The organism is Sphingobacteriaceae bacterium (assembly GCA_016715905.1).
GTDB lineage: Bacteria > Bacteroidota > Bacteroidia > B-17B0 > Aurantibacillaceae > Aurantibacillus.
In genome coordinates, this window is sequence record JADJXI010000004.1 from 461,078 (window position 1) to 478,951 (window position 17,874).

Annotated in this window: 15 protein-coding genes; 3 read left to right on the plus strand and 12 right to left on the minus strand. The window is 33.7% G+C overall.

The features are described 5' to 3' along the window. Nucleotides 1-3: 3 nt before the first annotated feature. From IPM51_06235 to IPM51_06285, 11 genes are all read right to left on the minus strand, one after another. A complete protein-coding gene (locus IPM51_06235; GenBank protein ID MBK9283904.1) occupies nt 4-846 on the minus strand; it encodes a flavin reductase family protein in 843 nt (280 codons plus the stop codon). Nucleotides 847-1,088: 242 nt separating this feature from the next. Beyond that, entirely contained in the window at nt 1,089-1,889 is an 801-nt protein-coding gene (locus tag IPM51_06240) for an inositol monophosphatase (GenBank protein MBK9283905.1), read from the minus strand. Further along, on the minus strand, nt 1,886-3,223 hold the full coding sequence (locus IPM51_06245; GenBank protein ID MBK9283906.1) for a dihydroorotase: 1,338 nt from the start codon (nt 3,221-3,223) through the stop codon (nt 1,886-1,888). The genes IPM51_06240 and IPM51_06245 overlap by 4 nt, the downstream gene beginning before the upstream one ends. Nucleotides 3,224-3,234: 11 nt before the next feature. Further along, nucleotides 3,235-4,716, minus strand: coding sequence for a D-alanyl-D-alanine carboxypeptidase/D-alanyl-D-alanine-endopeptidase (dacB, locus tag IPM51_06250; protein ID MBK9283907.1), 1,482 nt, complete (start codon nt 4,714-4,716; stop codon nt 3,235-3,237). Next, entirely contained in the window at nt 4,716-6,722 is a 2,007-nt protein-coding gene (locus IPM51_06255; protein ID MBK9283908.1) for a M13 family metallopeptidase, read from the minus strand. Before IPM51_06255 ends, dacB begins: the two co-directional genes overlap by 1 nt. A gap of 100 nt (nt 6,723-6,822) precedes the next feature. Then, entirely contained in the window at nt 6,823-9,930 is a 3,108-nt protein-coding gene (locus tag IPM51_06260) for a UvrD-helicase domain-containing protein (protein ID MBK9283909.1), read from the minus strand. A gap of 60 nt (nt 9,931-9,990) precedes the next feature. Then, nucleotides 9,991-10,896 carry an alpha/beta fold hydrolase gene (locus IPM51_06265; protein ID MBK9283910.1) on the minus strand — a complete coding sequence of 302 codons (906 nt, stop codon included), beginning with the start codon at nt 10,894-10,896 and terminating at the stop codon, nt 9,991-9,993. Between the two features lie 39 nt (nt 10,897-10,935). Beyond that, a complete protein-coding gene (locus IPM51_06270) occupies nt 10,936-11,706 on the minus strand; it encodes a 3-hydroxybutyrate dehydrogenase (GenBank protein MBK9283911.1) in 771 nt (256 codons plus the stop codon). Between the two features lie 18 nt (nt 11,707-11,724). Next, the gene (locus tag IPM51_06275; GenBank protein MBK9283912.1) at nt 11,725-12,378 is read right to left on the minus strand and encodes a carbonic anhydrase; all 654 of its coding nucleotides are present in this window, start codon (nt 12,376-12,378) and stop codon (nt 11,725-11,727) included. A gap of 12 nt (nt 12,379-12,390) precedes the next feature. After that, the gene (locus tag IPM51_06280) at nt 12,391-13,938 is read right to left on the minus strand and encodes a SulP family inorganic anion transporter (protein ID MBK9283913.1); all 1,548 of its coding nucleotides are present in this window, start codon (nt 13,936-13,938) and stop codon (nt 12,391-12,393) included. Between the two features lie 58 nt (nt 13,939-13,996). After that, nucleotides 13,997-14,296, minus strand: coding sequence for a hypothetical protein (locus tag IPM51_06285; GenBank protein MBK9283914.1), 300 nt, complete (start codon nt 14,294-14,296; stop codon nt 13,997-13,999). Nucleotides 14,297-14,426: 130 nt separating this feature from the next. Between IPM51_06285 and IPM51_06290 the strand changes: the two genes are divergently transcribed. Further along, nucleotides 14,427-15,650, plus strand: a complete 1,224-nt coding sequence (locus tag IPM51_06290; protein ID MBK9283915.1) for a M20/M25/M40 family metallo-hydrolase — start codon at nt 14,427-14,429, stop codon at nt 15,648-15,650. A 12-nt stretch (nt 15,651-15,662) separates the two neighbouring features. On the opposite strand, the gene IPM51_06295 is transcribed toward IPM51_06290, so the two are convergent. Then, entirely contained in the window at nt 15,663-15,920 is a 258-nt protein-coding gene (locus IPM51_06295) for a hypothetical protein (protein MBK9283916.1), read from the minus strand. 234 nt (nt 15,921-16,154) lie between these two features. On the opposite strand from IPM51_06295, the gene IPM51_06300 reads away from it, so the two are divergent. Both IPM51_06300 and IPM51_06305 read left to right on the plus strand, forming a co-directional pair. Further along, nucleotides 16,155-16,682 carry an adenine phosphoribosyltransferase gene (locus IPM51_06300; protein ID MBK9283917.1) on the plus strand — a complete coding sequence of 176 codons (528 nt, stop codon included), beginning with the start codon at nt 16,155-16,157 and terminating at the stop codon, nt 16,680-16,682. Nucleotides 16,683-16,693: 11 nt separating this feature from the next. After that, nucleotides 16,694-17,833, plus strand: a complete 1,140-nt coding sequence (locus IPM51_06305) for an acyl-CoA dehydrogenase family protein (protein MBK9283918.1) — start codon at nt 16,694-16,696, stop codon at nt 17,831-17,833. Nucleotides 17,834-17,874 lie beyond the last annotated feature (41 nt).

The following is a 17,874-nucleotide window of genomic DNA, read 5'->3' on the forward strand; positions in this document are numbered from 1 at the left end:
TATTTACTTAGTTAATACCTGCCAGGCTTCTTTCACTTTTTTTGTGGAAAGTAAAGTTTGAGCATAGCGGTGCTTTTCTTCCTGATTTTTAAAAGTCGGCAATTTCAATTGATTATCTTGTTCGGGAATGTTTTCTACACTGGCTAACAAGCCTAAATCATTACCGGTTAATACCTTACTGTTTTTAAGTTCTTCGGGCAAATTATCAATACCGATTCCAATGCTGGTAATTGGTTTTTCCACCTCAAATAAAGCATCTCCGGATGCTCGGCAATAATAATTATCTCCCATTCGGGCTACCAAATCAAGCTTTCGAACATCTATATTATTTTCAGCATTCAATACAGATTCACTGATATGAATTTTGATGATTTCACAAATTACCAAATTACCGGCCCCACCGGATTTGCCCAGTTCTTTTATTTCCAAAACTCTACACTCCATTTGAATGGGGCTTTCAGCTACCCGAAAAGGCTTAATTAGTTCAGATGGAAGAGGAGTAAAACCTGCCTTAACAAATTCGTTAATTCCTTTGGGAAATGGGCTGCTAGCTAAACTGGATTGTTGAACAATATTATAAGTTACCACATTAATTACTACCTCAGGAACTTCCCTTAAGTTGAGCAATGTGTCTTTAGCTGCACCTGTTCTTCCGCTATATGCCGGTGAAAAAACAGCAATTGGAGGGTTAGAAGAGAAAATATTAAAAAAGCTGAATGGAGCCAAATTAGGTTCTCCAATTTCACTGATGGTACTTGCAAAACAAATAGGGCGGGGAGCAATGGCATTTTGTAAATATTTTTGCAAAACCGGAACGGTTAACTCTTTCGGATTCAGACTCAACATAGGAAGGACTAATTTACTAAAAATGAAGGTTTTTTTGCCTGATTGTTAATAAATGCTCTTATTGTGAATTTATACAATGCTAATTCAGCGTAATCAATTGTATAAAAAAATCAAAATATTCACATAAATATAGTAGCAAGAGCTCAAATATATCTTCTATCAAATTAATTGCAATACAGTTAGTTGAGTCTAATTAATTAAATTACTGGTGTAATTTTATAATTTTAAGCTAATTCTAGATTTTATAGCCCTGAGAAATTAAGAGACTTTAAAAACTCGCTGTATATTATATCGTTTGATGCAATGATTTCTTTATCAAAAAGCCAATTATTTCCCGCCTTAAAATCACTAACAATACCACCGGCTTCTTTTACAATTAATGCACCGGCTGCCACATCCCATGCATTCAAATTGTATTCATAAAATCCATCAAATCTTCCACAAGCCACGTAACATAAATCAACGGCGGCCGATCCCATTCTTCGGATTCCATGCGTATTTTCCATAAAATATTTTAAACTTTTTAAATAGGATTCCATTCTTGAAAAATTAAAAATGGGAAAACCGGTGGCAATTAAAGAGTTTTTTAAGTTGATATTTTCAGAAACCCGAATTTGAATTGAATTTAAAAAACTACCTCCGTCTTTAGTCGCGTAAAAACATTCGTCTTTATTTATTTCATAAACAACTCCTAAAATAATTTCGCCCTTAAATTCCAACGCAATACTTACTGCGTAGCAAGGAATGCCGTGAATGAAATTGGTAGTTCCATCCAGCGGATCAACTATCCAATTGTAATCCTGACGTGACGAAATGGAATTTTCTTCCACAATAAATCCTGCAGGAAAATGATCATTCAGTTCTTTAACAATTTTACTTTCAGCCCCTTTGTCGACGTAACTCACCAAATCGTTTAAACCTTTTATTTCAATATCTTCCTGCCTGAAGTTTTCATTGCGCTCATTTAAAATCCAATGTCCGGTATCTTTACAAGTGGCAATAACTTTGGCAAGTAATAGATTTAATTTTACCGAATCCATCATTTTGAATTAAATAATAAACGTTGTCCTATAAACTGATCGTTAATTTTATTATTGAACCAAGCCGGATGTCCGTTTACAAAAGTAGCATGTATACTGCTTTTAAATGTGTGGCCCTCAAAAGGACTCCATTTACATTTGTATAAAATATTATCTTTAGTTACACTGGTGTTTTTATTTAAATCAACTAAAGTTAAATCTGCGGCATAACCTTCACGAATGAATCCTCGGTTTTGAATGCGGAATAATACAGCCGGGTCGTGGCACATTTTTTTTGCAATATGTGTTAGACTTATTTTTTTCATATGATAAAAATCAAGCATGGCTAATAAACTGTGTTGAATCAAAGGACCGCCACTTGGAGCTTTAAGGTATGATTGCGATTTTTCTTCCACTGTATGAGGAGCATGGTCGGTAGCAACTACATCAATGGTATCGTTAAGCACTGCCTCAAATAATTTAGCTCTGTCCATTTCAGTTTTTACCGAAGGATTCCATTTTATAAAATTACCTTTAGTCTGATAATCCTCATCATTAAACCAAAGATGGTGTATACAAGCTTCCGCTGTTATTAATTTATCTTTTAATGGAATTTTATTCGTAAACAAACTCAATTCTTTAGCAGTTGAAATATGAAAGACATGCAAACGAGCATTGAATTTTTTGGCCAGTGATACCGCTAGTGAAGAAGATTTGTGACAAGCTTCTTCGCTTCGAATTACAGAATGAAAATAAGCCGGAATATCTTCGCCATATTTCTCAATAATTTCAGCATGTTTTAATTTAATCATCGGGTCATCTTCGCAATGTGTAACCAATAAAGCATTTACATTTTGAAAAATATTTTCAAGTGTTTGTATATTGTCCACCAACATGTTTCCGGTGGAAGAGCCCATGAATATTTTAACTCCTGCAATTTTAGAATAATCCGCTTTTTGCAGTTCATTAATATTGTCGTTTGTTGTACCTAATAAGAATGAATAATTAGCTACAGAACATTGCGAGGCGCGTAAATACTTTTTTTCAAGTTCTTCAACACTTGTGGCCGGTGGATTAGTATTGGGCTGTTCCATAAAACTAGTTACTCCGCCCGCAACGGCTGCCCTAGATTCGCTATGAATATCACCTTTATGTGTTAGGCCGGGCTCTCTGAAGTGTACCTGATCATCTATTACCCCAGGAAATAAATGTAAACCCTGCGCATCCACTTCAATAACTTTTTCTTTCAAGGAAATATTTCTGTCTATTTTGGAAATAAAACCATCTTTAATTAAAACATCGGAGTTGTAAATTTCTCCTTCGTTTACAATCGTTGCGTTTTTAATTAGCATGCTCATTTGCAGTAAAGTTACAACTCTGCCAACGCAATTAAAAACTTTTCGAGTTTTAATTTGGCTTCTTTAGCCGTACAATTATAATTATTGAATAAAACGGAGAATGCCAGCTCTTTTCCTGATTTTGAAGTTACATAACCGCAATAACCACGAGCGCGATTTATATATCCCGTTTTAGCTTTCATATTGTTTTCTATAAAGTTACCTTTTCCTAAACTGTGCATGCTTCCGCTTTTTCCGGCTACCGGAAGTGAATTAATGAAATATTTATAATTAACACTATCCTTTTTAATTTTTGTTAATGCTGCCGCTTGAAAATGGGTAGTAATATTATCAGCTCTAGATAAACCACTCCCATCGGTCATGAATAATTCGTCGGTATTCAAACCTTTGTCTTTCCAGTATTTTTTTACCAAATCCAAGCCGTTAGATAAACTGCCTTTTCCAATTGCTCTTAATAATGTTTCGCAATAATGATTGTTACTTCTCAGGTTTGTGAAAAATATTAACTTATCTAACGAGGGTGAAAAATGGGTATGTAATAATGCTCGTTTTGGGATGATGGTGTCGTTATTTTTATAAACCGATTCAATTTTATGTATATCACATTTAATTCCTGATCGGGTTAAAGAGGTAAATAACATTTCCGCACATAAAAGTGCTGGATCGGGGAGTGCAGCTTCCACATCATAATTTGCTTTTTTAGGTGGTATTTTTCCATTCACTTCTTTAATAAAGGAAAAGGGATCGCCCTGCACATAAGCCTCGTCATCATTGCCTTTAGCAATTACGTTGGAATTAATGGTGACCGTATTATTTAAATAGGCCGGAATGGTTTTTACGACATCAGCTTTACAACCCGATTCTTTTGTACAATAAATTATTTTGAATTTATTATCGGCATAAGATAATGCACAGGGTACAACACCAAAATAATTACTAATATCGGCCCAAATCCAATTGGAAGGGATAGAGCGATCAAAATAAGTAGCATCCCCAATAATCTTTCCTTTTACTTCTTTAACACCTTTATCAACTAATATTTTGGCCCATTTATCAGTTATCTGTGTTGTGTCTTTAGTAAAGTATTCAGATTGCAAACTTGGGTCTCCATGACCATAAATGATCAAATCACCGTGAATTACACCGGTTTTTTGGTCAAAATTTCCGGTATGATATATTTTGGTTGTAAATTTGTAATTATTACCTAATATACCAAGTGCCGCGCCGGTGGTAATTACTTTTAAAGTAGATGCGGGAATCAAAAACTGATGTGCGTTATGTTCAGCTACTACAGATTCATCTGCAGTATTTAATACGCAATATCCTATAGAAGCGTGTTTCAGACTTGCATCGCTATTCCAATCGTTTAAAACTTTGTCGATTTGACAAAATGAATGGACATGAGAAATTAAGTTAAGCGAAATAAAAAATAGAATATGTCTGCTCAGGACATTTTTTTTAAAATCAAATAATTTAATTGTTGTAAAATTCATTACCAGATTTCTACTCGGTCTTTTTCAGGCCTGTACATTTTATCTCCTTCTTTAACATTGAAGGCTTTGTAAAACTCACTCATGTTGGATAAAGGTGCAAAGGCTCTGAAAAATGCAGGAGAATGATAATCAACCGTAATTAAACGCTTTAGTTCTTCATCTCTACAAATTTGTTTCCAGCCTTGTGCCCAGGCAATAAAAAAGCGTTGCTCGCCGGTAAAGCCATCCATTACTTTAGATGGTTTTCCGTTTAATGATTTTTGATAAGCATGATAAGCCATAGTTAATCCGCCCAAATCCGCAATATTTTCTCCTTGGGTCATACTGCCATTAACATGAAGTGTATCAATAGCTATATACGAATCAAATTGTGTTATTATACCTTGTTTCTTATTTTTAAAGTTTTCAAAATCTTGCTCAGTCCACCACATTTTCATATTTCCATCTGCATCAAACTGTGATCCCTGATCATCAAATCCGTGAGATAATTCATGACCGATAATTGATCCCATTGTACCATAGTTAGCTGCATCTTCAGCCTCGGCATCAAAAAAGGGTGGCTGAAGTATGGCTGCCGGGAAAGTGATTTCATTTGTGGTAGGATTATAATAGGCATTAACCGTAACTGGTGTCATTTGCCATTTATAACGATCTACCGGTTTATTTAAATCGCTTATGTTGTCGATTGTCTTAAATTTATTTGCAGCACATACATTTTCCCAATAATTATTTGTGCCTATAGTTAAACTCGAATAATCATCCCATTTATCCGGATATCCGATTTTGCGAATCAGCAAATCCAGCTTTTTATGAGCCGCCTTTTTTGTTTCTGCACTCATCCAGGTTCTGGTGTCAATTCTGTCTCTATATGCTAAAATTAAGTTATCAATTAATTTATCCAATTTAGCTTTTGACGCAGGGGGGAAGTATTTTTTTACAAATTCACGAGATAAGGCATGACCAATTGAACGATCAACAACAGATTCTGCTCTTTCCCATCTTGGTTTCATTGCTTTTGCTCCACTTAAAACTTTACCATAAAAATTAAAATGGGTTTCTTCAAACTTAGAACTTAGAAAGGGAGCGGCGGCATTTAATAAATGAGCTTTGCTGTAATTTTTTAAATCTTCAATGGAAGTTGAACTTAATAATTCGTTCATCGCCTTCATATAATCAATCATGCCTACCAAACAAGTGTCGGGTTGTTTTGTTCCTAATGCCTTAAAATAATCTGTCCAATTAATGTTACCGGCTAATTCATTCATCATATTAGGAGTGTAAATGTTGTACATCCGCTCCACATTTCTCATTTCTAAACTAGTGAAAGCCTTTTCTGTTAGCTTTTTTTCAAAATCAAAAACACCTTGCGCCATTTTATTGGCTTGTTCACTATTTGTTCCGCTTAAAACAAAAAGTTCAGAGAGATAATTGATATACGCTTTTTGAATTTTTTCGAATTGAGGGTTATAATAAAAATCGCGATTATGTAATCCAAAACCATCTTGTCCTATTTCATATATATTTCGCTTACTATTTTTAGCATCTACACCAACTCCTCCGTTGAAAAACAAATTAATACCAATTAAGCCAAATGAATTTTTTAAGTTTACAATTCCTTTTAAATCTTTTATTTTTTCAATTTCATCTAATTGTGCTTGGATAGGAGTAATACCTAATTTTTCAGCTTTAACAGAATCCATAGCGGTACTATAAAAATCGTGAAGTTTTTGTTCGTCAGAATTAGCTTTTGCCGTTTTATTTAACAAAGCTGCATCCAGAATTTTCTTAATATTTTTTAGATTGTTATTATGAATTTCATTGAAACTTCCATATCTGGAGTCTGACTCGGGAAGTTTAAACGATTTTTGCCAACTGCCATTACAATACATGTAAAAATCATTTCCGGGATTTTCTTTTTTATCCATGTTCGATAATACAATTCCGGATTTTTGACCAAAACCGGACAATAATACAGAAGAAAGAAGAAAGGTTGCAATTTTTTTCATAATACAATTTAGCTATACTATAAAAATAAGAATAATGCGTAAGCTAAAAAACCTAAACTATATTAATTATCAATTATCACTAAAAATCACGTAAAATGGGTTAATCCAGACGAATTACTTGTCCGGTGTCAACAAAAGCAATAAGCTTTTTTATCTCTTGAAATCCCATTTTTAATAAGGCTTTTTCATAATTATTCATTTGTTCACGATGAATTTCAGCTTTAGAGTAACCCGATTTATAATCAATAATAACGGCACTTTTATTGTTAATTACAATTTTATCGGGACGTAAAATTTCACCGTTTTCCGAAAGAATCTCCTTTTCTACTTTATTTGTAAAAGGGGTATTGTAGTATTCAATTAAATCAGGGTGATTAATAATGGAGGTTATTTTTGTTATAATAGAATTTTGGTCTTTAGCACTTATTAAGCCTTTTGTTACCGCAAGTTGCACTTCAGTTTCGATTGCCTCAATAGATTGAATATTAGAAAGTATTTCATGAATTGCAATGCCGTATTGAATAAAGTCTTTTTCATAAAGAAAATCTCCACCGGTGCTTGATTTGATCTGAATGGTTTTTGAATCTGCATTAAAACGAATATTATTTAATTTAAATTCGGGTAAATTTGCTTTCTTTTTTGAGTTATACTTTAGGGATTGGCCGAATGTGCTAATATTTAAATCAGTCAGTTTTTCATCTTTAAACAAAAATTGTGATAACCATTGATCAACCGATTTGTGATTAACTTTCTCTTTTCTATAGGCCAAAATATGCAAACGATGAATGGCTCTGGTAAAAGCTACGTAGAGTAAATTTAAGTTATCCAAAATTTCTTCTTGTATTTCGTGTTCAAATGCGGCTGATAATCCGGCAGCCTCCATCTGTGTATTAACCTGCAAGATAGAAACCGGTAATTTAGAATTGGTATGACTTAGATCTACCCATACATCATCCTGCTCGTGAATTCTCCAGTTACAAAAAGGTATGATGACAACAGGAAATTCGAGTCCTTTCGCAGCATGTATGGTCATAATTTTAACCGCATTGCTACTTTCAGGAATAATAACCGAAGCCTTTTTTTGACGCACTTCCCACCAGGTTAAAAATGCAGATAAACTGTTTTTTCCATTTATTGTAAATTCTGTAACCTGATCAAGAAAAAAACGAATGTAAATGGAATTATCTTTAGAAAGTTGAAGTAATTCATTAATATAAATGCAGAGATCTAATAGATTGCTCAGTTCTAATTTTTCTTCCTGAAATTGAATGCCGATTTTATTTAATACTTTAAACAGATCTTTAGACTTGGCTAAATCTTCATATGAAAGGAAAAGGGTGTTTGCATCAATAATTTGTTCATCAAAAAGATATTGTAAAACAACTCCGGCACTAATTTTATCAGATTTGTCAATAAGATAGGAAAGAAAGCTTGTTAAAACATTAACTTGTCTGTTGTTTTTTAAAAGAAGAGATTCAGAAGAAACTACCGGAATTTGGTTTTCTGACAACACTTGCGCTACCCAACTTCCTGTTTCTTTTTTTCGGGTAATAATACAAATGTCTTTGGGTTGAAAGCCGTCAGCTAAAGCAGCCCTAACATTTTCGAGCACCTGCTTTAAATTTATTTCCTTGTGTTCAGCTGAGGCTAAAACTCCGGAATGAATTTGCACCAGGCCTGTCTCATTTGAATGGGTGATTTGGCTTTGTTTATAGTAAATACTTTTTGTATCCTCACCCCCTAAATTTTCTGATAAATCAGAAAATAAATTATTATTGAATTCGACAATAGTGCTGGTGCTTCGTCGGTTTGTATCCAAAAATGCAACCTGATAATTTCGAGATAAACTGTCTAGTCGTTCTTTTTCTGTTTTATTTTCATTTCCCTTTATTTTACCGGGCAAATCGATAAATTGTTTTACATTGGCGTTTCGCCATCTGTAAATACTTTGCTTACCATCACCTACCACTAAATTGTAATAACCTGATGCTAATGAATGATCGAGCAGGGGTAAGATGTTTTGCCATTGCAAAGAACTGGTGTCTTGAAATTCATCTAAAAGATAATGATGATACTTCTCTCCTAAACGTTCATAAATAAAAGGCGTTGGTTCATTTTTAATCAGTTCAAAAATCTTTTGATTAAATTCACTTATAAACACAATTTGTTCTTCCTCTTTTTTGGCACTGCTTAATTCTTCAATTTTTTTAATTAACCGAATTAGATGCATGTGCTTGTGCAACAAAATATTTAATTGATAACCGGTACAATTTTGAAGATAATAAGTTCGAAGTTCAACCACGGTTTGGGTAAACTGATCATTTAACTTGCCGGTTTGAATTAACCATTTTCCGGTTTCTATGGCTTCCAATAATGTTTTTTGCTGAAAGTCACTTTCACTTTCCTTTCCTTTTAAACATTTTTCAAAAATATTTAGTGGGGACTTGGATTTCCCTTTTAAATCATTTACAGTTAGATTATTTGTTTTAATTATTTGTTGCCCGGTAATTGCCATTTCTTTGATGTTTTTTCTAAACGCACCAATGGCTGTTTTAATTTGCTGATTAATACTGTTTAACTCATCATCACTTAGTGTATTTAGTTTTTCAATAAATTCTGATGCGTTTTCTTTGCCCAGTAATTTTACAAATTGTTTAAGACTTCTTTCCGGGTCCCAGGAAGCGTTATCATCTGCTTTTGCGAGTGCATATTCTTTTAATAAGGCGGTAACATTTTTGTCTTCACCAACTGTTGCAAATAAGTTTGAAATAATTTGATTGTAAAAAGAAGTTAGGTCGGTTTCAATATTGAAATTAATCGGTAAATCTAATTCATAGGCAAAGGTTTTCACAATTTTATGCGTAAAACTGTCTATTGTTCCAATAGATAATTCGGAATAGTTGTGAATAATTTGAGTGAGTAATAATTTGGCTCTTTCTCGCAGTTGTTCCTCTTTAATATTTAAATCGATAAGTAAACTTTGTCCGATATCGGGAAGTATGGCGTTTTTACTAATTTCAGTGAGGTAGTGAATAACGCGTTCTTTCATTTCTGCAGCTGCCTTGTTTGTAAATGTAACAGCAAGTATTCTTTTGAAATTATAGTTTATTTTTTTTTCATCAAGCATGGCCAGTCTTAGAAATTCTTTAACTAACGTAAATGTTTTTCCGCTACCGGCCCCTGATTTATAAACCAAAAAATTTTTCACAATAAAAAAACAAGTTAAGTTTTTTTAAAGAATTGTAAAAACTAATTATAAACAAGCGGATTAAATTCCTTTAACAAAATTAACCAATTCGGTAGCGAGGTTAGGATGGAGTGGATGCTCAGGATTGGTATAAAATGTCTTTTGCGCCTCTTTGTCCATGGTATCACATTGTTTTAAGGTGTGATTCATGTCTTTAATTATTTTTAACGACGCTTTTTTATTGGCATTTGAAAGTAATATAGCTTCTTGTTCGCCAACCTGTGTATCATTGCCTCCCTGGAGTATAAGTAGTGGAACCTTTATTTTTTTAATTTCTTCACTGGGATTATATTTAAACCAGGAGCGCATATAAGGTTGGATGCTGGGATTTAAAAACATGTAAAAAATAGGTGGTACGTTTTCAATGGTATCTCCTTTTTTTACACGATCTATCATATCAAAGGCATTTTTTTTAATGGCATCCGGCGCTGCTTTCAATTGATCTTTAATAATTTCATCAGCGGCTCTACCCGGACCAGCAATAGAAACGTATCCGTTTACTTTTTTATTATTTATGGCAGCTAGCATACCAATTAAAGAGCCCTCGCTATGTCCGACAATAATAATTTTTTTAAATCGTTTGTCTTTGGCTGCAAGATTAATCCAACTTTTTAAATCATTGATATAAGTTTCAAAAGTGATGTCGGAAATATCCGACATAGCCTCTTTACTTTCGGCTATGCCTCTCTTATCGTATCGTAAACTGGCTATTCCATGTATAGCCAATACGTCAGCGATATATTTTAATGAATTATTTTCCATATCATCCTGATTTCCGTTTCTATCCGTTGGCCCGGAACCTTGATGAATAATAACCAATGTTAGATTTTTCTTTTCCTGTGGTAATTTATAGGTGCCAAATATTTTTCCAGTAGATGTTTCTAAAACAATCTCTTCTTCTTGAGCGTGAAGATGAAAAGAAAGTATAAAAGGAGAAAGAGAGGAATTAGTTTCATTATTGATTTGTTATTGTGCATTCCAGCCTCCGTCAACCGGTAAAGCCACTCCTGTAATTGTACTGGCATGTTCAGAAGCCAGTAACAAAGCTGTTTGACCTAAAGTTTCCATAGAAATAAACTCTTTAACAGCTTGTTTATGCAACATAATTTTTTGCACTACTTCAGATTCAGGTATGCCATGTGTTTTTGCCTGATCGGCAATTTGTTTTTCAACCAAAGGAGTTTTTACATAACCCGGACAAATTGCGTTTGCAGTAATATTATAAGGCGCTCCTTCCAAAGCAATAGTTTTTGTAAATCCCACTATACCGTGTTTACTGGCAATGTATGCGCTCTTAAATTCGCTAGCTACCAAACCATGAGCGGAAGCTATATTTATAATTCGTCCGAATTTTTTTTCCTTCATGCTTTTCCAAACGGCTTTAGTTAAATGAAAGGCAGAAGTTAAGTTAATTCCAATAATTGCATCCCATTTTTCTTCCGGAAAATCTTCAACCGCTGAAACATGTTGTATGCCGGCATTATTAATTAAAATATCCACCGAGCCAAAATGCCGAATCGCTTCTTTCACCATATTTCTTAACTGCTCGGGTTGCAGCATGTTGGCATTGTTAAAAATAGTTTTAATACCAAATTCATTAGCTAAGGAAGCGGCAATTTCAGGTCCGTTAGTTTCCAAACCATTTAATACCAAATTATATTTTTTTGTTTTAGCAAATTCGCGGGCTATTCCCAAACCTATACCACTGCTACTGCCTGTTATTAAAACTGTTTTCATAAAGTACTATTAAACAAATTATTTAGTCACGTTTCTATTTGAAATATCATAACGATAAATAGGATCAATACTTTCTTTATTGTCGTGAATAACACATAAGTCTGTAATCATACCACTATTTATTCCATAAACCCATCCATGTAAGTGCACTTCTCTTTCTTCCCATTCTTTTTGAATGATGGATGTTTTGGCCAGATTTCTCACTTGCCTAATCACATTTAATTCAGTTAAACGATCAGCGCGGGCATCTAAATCTGCTATAGCCTCCAATTCGGCGGTGTTAGCAAAATATACATCTTTTATATTGGTTAACCATTGATCCACAATACCGTGTATATTTCCAGTCATAGATGCTTTAATACCCCCGCAACCATAATGACCACATACGATAATGTGTTTTACTTTTAAAAATTTAACGGCATATTCTAAAACACTCAGCATATTTAAATCGGTAAAGAGTGCAAGATTAGCAATATTTCTATGCACAAAAATTTCGCCGCTTTCGGTATTGGTGATTTCATTAGCAGGTACGCGACTGTCACTACAACCAATCCAAAGATATTCAGGTTTTTGCCCCAATGACAAATTTTTAAAGTATTTGGGGTCTTCAAACTTTTTTGTAACGGCAAATTTTTTGTTGCCTTCAATTAATTTTAAATATGAATCTTTCATTTTTTATAATTTTTAATGATGACTAATAACTTTTACTTCTTCAATTTCTTCTAAAACCACATCAATTCCATGAATATGGGCACTTTGTTTAAAAGAACTAATTAATTCCAATACATCTTTATCCACAAATGTTGCTCTGCCTCCGTCAATATTTACGTATGCTCCCGGAGGTATGTTTTTAAAGGTGTCAATAAATTTTCCTTTGTTTATAAACGTTACGTTTTGTGAAAGTTTAATAAATACATGTACCCTTCCATCAATAGTGTCTTTTATCATTTTAAAAGGTGATCTGTAATTTTGACGAAGTATAAAAATTACCGAAATAAAAATACCGGTAATAACCCCCTTTAATAAATCAGTGCTAAGCATCACAACTATAGTAATGATAAAAGGCAAAAACTGATCGTAGCCTTGCTTAAAAATATTGATGTACATAGAAGGTTTTGTTAAATTAAACCCAACATAAATTAACACTGCTGCCAAGCTAGATAAAGGAATCATGCCCAAAATTTTTGGAAGGAATAAAATGGCAACTAAAAAGAAAAGTCCATGAACAATTGCAGATAATTTTGATTTAGCACCCGAGGTAAGATTTACTGAACTTCTTACTATTACCGAAGTTACCGGAATTCCACCTATTAAACCACATACAATATTTCCTATTCCCTGAGCTATCAATTCTCGGTTGGGTGGAGAAATGCTATTTTCAGGGTCTAATTTATCCACGGCTTCTAGTGATAATAAACTTTCTAAACTGGCAATTAAAGCAATTACAAAAGCAATTTCATAAACTTTTGGATTATTTAGGGCCGTCCAATCCGGAAAAGTTAAGGTACCATAAAGCCCGGATAAACTTTCAATTTGAGGTAAAACAACAAGGTGTTCATCTTTTACTTCATATTGCTGCATATAAAGAGAAAAGAATAAATCCATGAGAACACTTATGACAACAGCTACCAAAGCGGCCGGTAAATGTTTTAAAATTGGGTTGTTTTGAATCCATTTTGATTTCCAAATAATTAGTATGACCAAGGAAATTATTCCTATTACTGTTGAGCCGGTTCCAATGTTGTCGGAAAGTTTTGTGAATTCTTCAAAAATATGGGAATCACTTCCTGCGGTAAACGCTTCATCACCTTCCGCTTCTACATCATACCCAAAAAAATGTGGTATTTGCTTTAGAATTAATATTATCCCAATAGCAGCTAACATTCCTTTGATTACAGCAGAAGGAAAATAATAACCTATAAACCCAGCTCTACTAATTCCTAAAATAACTTGCATTAAGCCTGCTAAGCAAACGGAAACTAAAAACAGCTCTAATGATCCTAATGTAGCAATACTTGCTATTATTATACTGGTTAAACCGGCAGCGGGACCCGAAACGGAAAGCCTGGAACCACTAATAATACCAACAATAACTCCTCCAACAATTCCTGAAATAATTCCAGAAAAAAGCGGTACGCCCTGTGCTAAAGCAATTCCCAAACACAGTGGAAGTGCGACTAGAAAAACCACTAGTCCGGCCTTGAGATCTGCTGCAATATTTTTTGAGTTCATATAATTTAATTAAACGTAAATAATTATTCCAGAAAAAGGAAATAAATCATGTGTTTAATTAAACTTCCGGAGGCGGTGTGACAATTTGAAAATAAATGTTTTGATTTTTGTATTCATCAAAAAAATTCAAATGTTGCTTTATTGAAATCAGATCTTGAAATTGAATTAAATTTCTACAGGTACTGTCAAATAATTTTAGAAAGTCATAATCCTCCACGTCAGAATCGCTTTTTTCTTCACTATCTTTTTCCGTTTTGAAGGACTCCACTTTTTCTTCCAAATCATAAAAATCGGGTATAAACTGCGCTACTGATAATAATATGCCGAAAACTGATAATATGATTAATATATTTTTCACCCTAGAAAAGAATTCTAAAAATACGGAAATTATCAATGCTTGTTATTATTTTGTTTAACTAATAGGGTATACTTGTAAATAGAATGTTAATATTGCATAAATAATGTTAATATTGCATAAATATAATTTTATGATAAAATACCTTTTATTAATACTGGTAATTACTAACAGTTATTTCGGCTATTCTCAAAAAGTAAATATAGATTTAGTTAAAAAGCACATTAGTTTTTTAGCGTCTGATGAATTAAATGGTAGGGGAACTGGGACACCCGATGAAAAAAAAGCCGCCAATTATATAGCCAGTTATTTTAAAGAAGTAGGAATAAAACCATTAAAAAACTCCTATTACAAAAATTTTACATTTAAAACTGCAAAAAGTTCGCACGATACATCAACGGCTAACAGTCCCTTACGAGAAGGAATGAATGTAGTAGGGTATTTAGATAATAAAGCCCCTTTAACTGTTGTTATAGGCGCTCATTACGATCACTTAGGAACAGGATTAGATCATAATAGTTTAGAGGCCAATCCGGAAGGAAAAATACATAACGGAGCTGATGATAACGCCAGCGGAACAGCCGGCGTATTAGAATTAGCCAGATATTTCAGTACGAACAAAAGTACCGAACCATTTAATTTTTTATTCATATGTTTTAGTGGTGAAGAATTGGGATTAATTGGTTCGAAAAGATATTTGGATAATCCGGATCTAGCACTTGCTTCTTTTAATTATATGATAAACATGGATATGATAGGCCGCTTAAACGAAGAAAATAAATTAATTGTTTATGGTGTTGGAACTTCACCGGTTTGGGTGAATTTATTGGATTCAATTCAGTCGGGTTTACATATTAAAAAGGATAGCGCAGGTATGGGACCTAGCGATCACGCCAGTTTCTATTTAAAAGAAATTCCGGCATTAGCCTTTTTTACCGGACAGCATTCCGATTACCATAAGCCCGGGGATGACATCAGCAAAATAAATTTTAAAGGGGAAGAGGAAGTATTAAACGTGGTGATTCAGGTTATTGAAAAAACCTATAACTACCCTAAAATGCAGTTCTTGAAAACACGGAATCCGGATATGGGTAAAAAATCTTTTAAAGTCACTATGGGTGTAATGCCTGATTACACTTTTGAAGGAGAAGGAATGCGTTTAGACGGCGTTTCTGATGGCAAACCAGCTCAAAAAGCAGGAATTCAGAAGGGAGATATCATCATTCAAATTGGAGAATACCCCATTAAAGATGTAATGGCCTATATGAAGGTATTGGGGAATTTTAATAAGGAAGATTTGGTAGATGTTATATTAATCAGAGATAATAAAAAGCAAACAGTTAAAGTTAAACTTTAACAAAATCCGGATCTATTGGGTTTTACGGATTATTTTTCTGCCTTCCAGAATTAAACTTTTATTCACATTTGACTTAAATGGCTCTTTCGCTTTTTCTATTTTACTTGGATAAAAGATCAATATCCATAAGGCTGTTAAACCTAAGAATACATAAATTAAATCAAGGGTATTGGCATGAAGACTAATAAAATTCACCAAGGGATTGGCATAAGCCCCAAAGCTGCACAATACGATAATGGTGAGCGTTAAAATGGTTTTAAAGTTTTTCATAAGCATTTAATTAATTGTTCTTAAAAGTATTCCATTACAAAGTTATTGAGCAAGGTTCTTAATTCATTATTTTTCGCTCATTTTTGCTCATGTACTACTAAGCCAATTTTATTTCACTCATTTAAATAGCAATTTTACTTGCTGAATTACAAAGCTGCAGCAAATACTAGAAATAAAGAGTCCGTAAAAATTTATGCACCATTCACTTAAAATAATTATGTTTGTAGCCCACAAATGGCATTAAAAGAAGATATTATTAAAACGATACGTGATGTGCCTGATTTTCCAAAACCCGGAATTTTATTTAAAGACATAACGCCATTATTTTATGATCAAAATCTTTGCAACGAAATTATTGCAGGAATTCAAAAAGAGCTAAAAGTGGTACCCGATGCAATAGCAGGTATAGAAAGCCGTGGTTTCTTATTTGGGATGTTATTGGCAAATAAATTAAATATTCCTTTTGTATTAATCCGAAAATCAGGTAAATTGCCGTATAAAACACTAAGTTTTGAATACAACCTTGAGTATGGTAGTAGTAAAATTGAAATGCATGAAGACGCTTTACAAAAAGATTGGAAAGTGCTTATACATGATGATTTGCTAGCCACCGGAGGCACTGCTGAAGCTGCAGCCAATTTGGTGAAAATGGCCGGAGCGCAAGTAGCAGGATTTAATTTTATTGTAGAACTTGGATTTTTAAATGGAATAGAAAAACTTAAAAAACACTCAAATAATATAACATGTCTAGTACAGTATTAGAAAATACAGGAATGAGTTTTCAGTTAAATGAAAATCAACAAATGATTGCCGAAATGATTCGCAAATTTGGTAAAGATCACATTTTACCTAAAATGATGGAATGGGATGAAAGTCAAGAATTCCCTATTGAAGTTTTTAAAAAATTGGGCGAATTAGGTTTAATGGGAGTTTTAGTTCCTACAGAATACGGAGGTTCAGGATTTAGTTATACTGAATACGTAACCGCAATCACAGAGTTAGGCAGCATTTGTGGTTCAATTGCCCTCTCAATGGCTGCGCATAATAGTTTGTGTACCGGACATATTTTACAATTTGGTAATGAAGAACAAAAAAAGAAGTATTTACCCAAATTGGCTACAGCCGAATATATTGGTGCTTGGGGTTTAACCGAAGCAGGTACCGGAAGCGATGCCATGCGCATGAAGTGTGTAGCCAAACAAGATGGAGATTATTGGGTAATAAATGGTACGAAGAACTGGATAACACATGGAATCAGTAGCAATGTGGCCGTGGTTTTAATCAGAACCGGAGAATTATTGGATAGTCATGGTATTACTGCTTTTATAATTGACCGTGATACGCCCGGATTTAAAGGTGGGAAAAAAGAAAATAAATTAGGTATGCGTGCCAGTGAAACCGCAGAATTAATTTTTGAAAATTGCAGAGTTCACAAATCACAAGTATTAGGAAAAGTAGGTGATGGATTTGTTCAAGCCATGAAAGTATTAGATGGTGGAAGAATTAGTATTGCTGCACTCAGTTTAGGAATTGCCAAGGGTGCACTTAATGCGAGTATAAAATATGCACAAGAGAGACAGCAGTTTGGACAACCTATATCTAAATTTCAAGCCATTGCATTTAAACTGGCTGATATGGCTACTGAATTTGAAGCAGCAGAATTATTGACATTTAAAGCAGCTGACTTAAAAAATAAGGGTCAGAAAATGACCAAAGAAAGTGCATTTGCTAAATATTATGCGAGCGAAGTAGCCGTAAGAGTAAGTACAGAAGCCGTACAAATTTTTGGCGGTTACGGATACACGAAAGATTTTCCGGTAGAGAAATTTTATCGTGATAGTAAACTCTGTACTATCGGTGAGGGTACAAGTGAAATTCAAAAACTGGTAATTGCCCGTGAATTATTAAAATAAAAAAAATCCTCTGAAAATTCAGAGGATTTTTTTTTTAAATC

Excerpts from the sequence above, each read along its gene's own strand:
- IPM51_06235 (MBK9283904.1), bottom strand. The coding sequence starts at position 846 with ATGTTGAGTCTGAATCCGAAAGAGTTAACCGTTCCGGTTTTGCAAAAA.
- IPM51_06240 (MBK9283905.1), bottom strand. The coding sequence starts at position 1,889 with ATGATGGATTCGGTAAAATTAAATCTATTACTTGCCAAAGTTATTGCC.
- IPM51_06245 (MBK9283906.1), bottom strand. The coding sequence starts at position 3,223 with ATGAGCATGCTAATTAAAAACGCAACGATTGTAAACGAAGGAGAAATT.
- dacB (MBK9283907.1), bottom strand. The coding sequence starts at position 4,716 with ATGAATTTTACAACAATTAAATTATTTGATTTTAAAAAAAATGTCCTG.
- IPM51_06255 (MBK9283908.1), bottom strand. The coding sequence starts at position 6,722 with ATGAAAAAAATTGCAACCTTTCTTCTTTCTTCTGTATTATTGTCCGGT.
- IPM51_06270 (MBK9283911.1), bottom strand. The coding sequence starts at position 11,706 with ATGAAAACAGTTTTAATAACAGGCAGTAGCAGTGGTATAGGTTTGGGA.
- IPM51_06275 (MBK9283912.1), bottom strand. The coding sequence starts at position 12,378 with ATGAAAGATTCATATTTAAAATTAATTGAAGGCAACAAAAAATTTGCC.
- IPM51_06280 (MBK9283913.1), bottom strand. The coding sequence starts at position 13,938 with ATGAACTCAAAAAATATTGCAGCAGATCTCAAGGCCGGACTAGTGGTT.
- IPM51_06290 (MBK9283915.1), top strand. The coding sequence starts at position 14,427 with ATGATAAAATACCTTTTATTAATACTGGTAATTACTAACAGTTATTTC.
- IPM51_06295 (MBK9283916.1), bottom strand. The coding sequence starts at position 15,920 with ATGAAAAACTTTAAAACCATTTTAACGCTCACCATTATCGTATTGTGC.
- IPM51_06300 (MBK9283917.1), top strand. The coding sequence starts at position 16,155 with ATGGCATTAAAAGAAGATATTATTAAAACGATACGTGATGTGCCTGAT.
- IPM51_06305 (MBK9283918.1), top strand. The coding sequence starts at position 16,694 with ATGAGTTTTCAGTTAAATGAAAATCAACAAATGATTGCCGAAATGATT.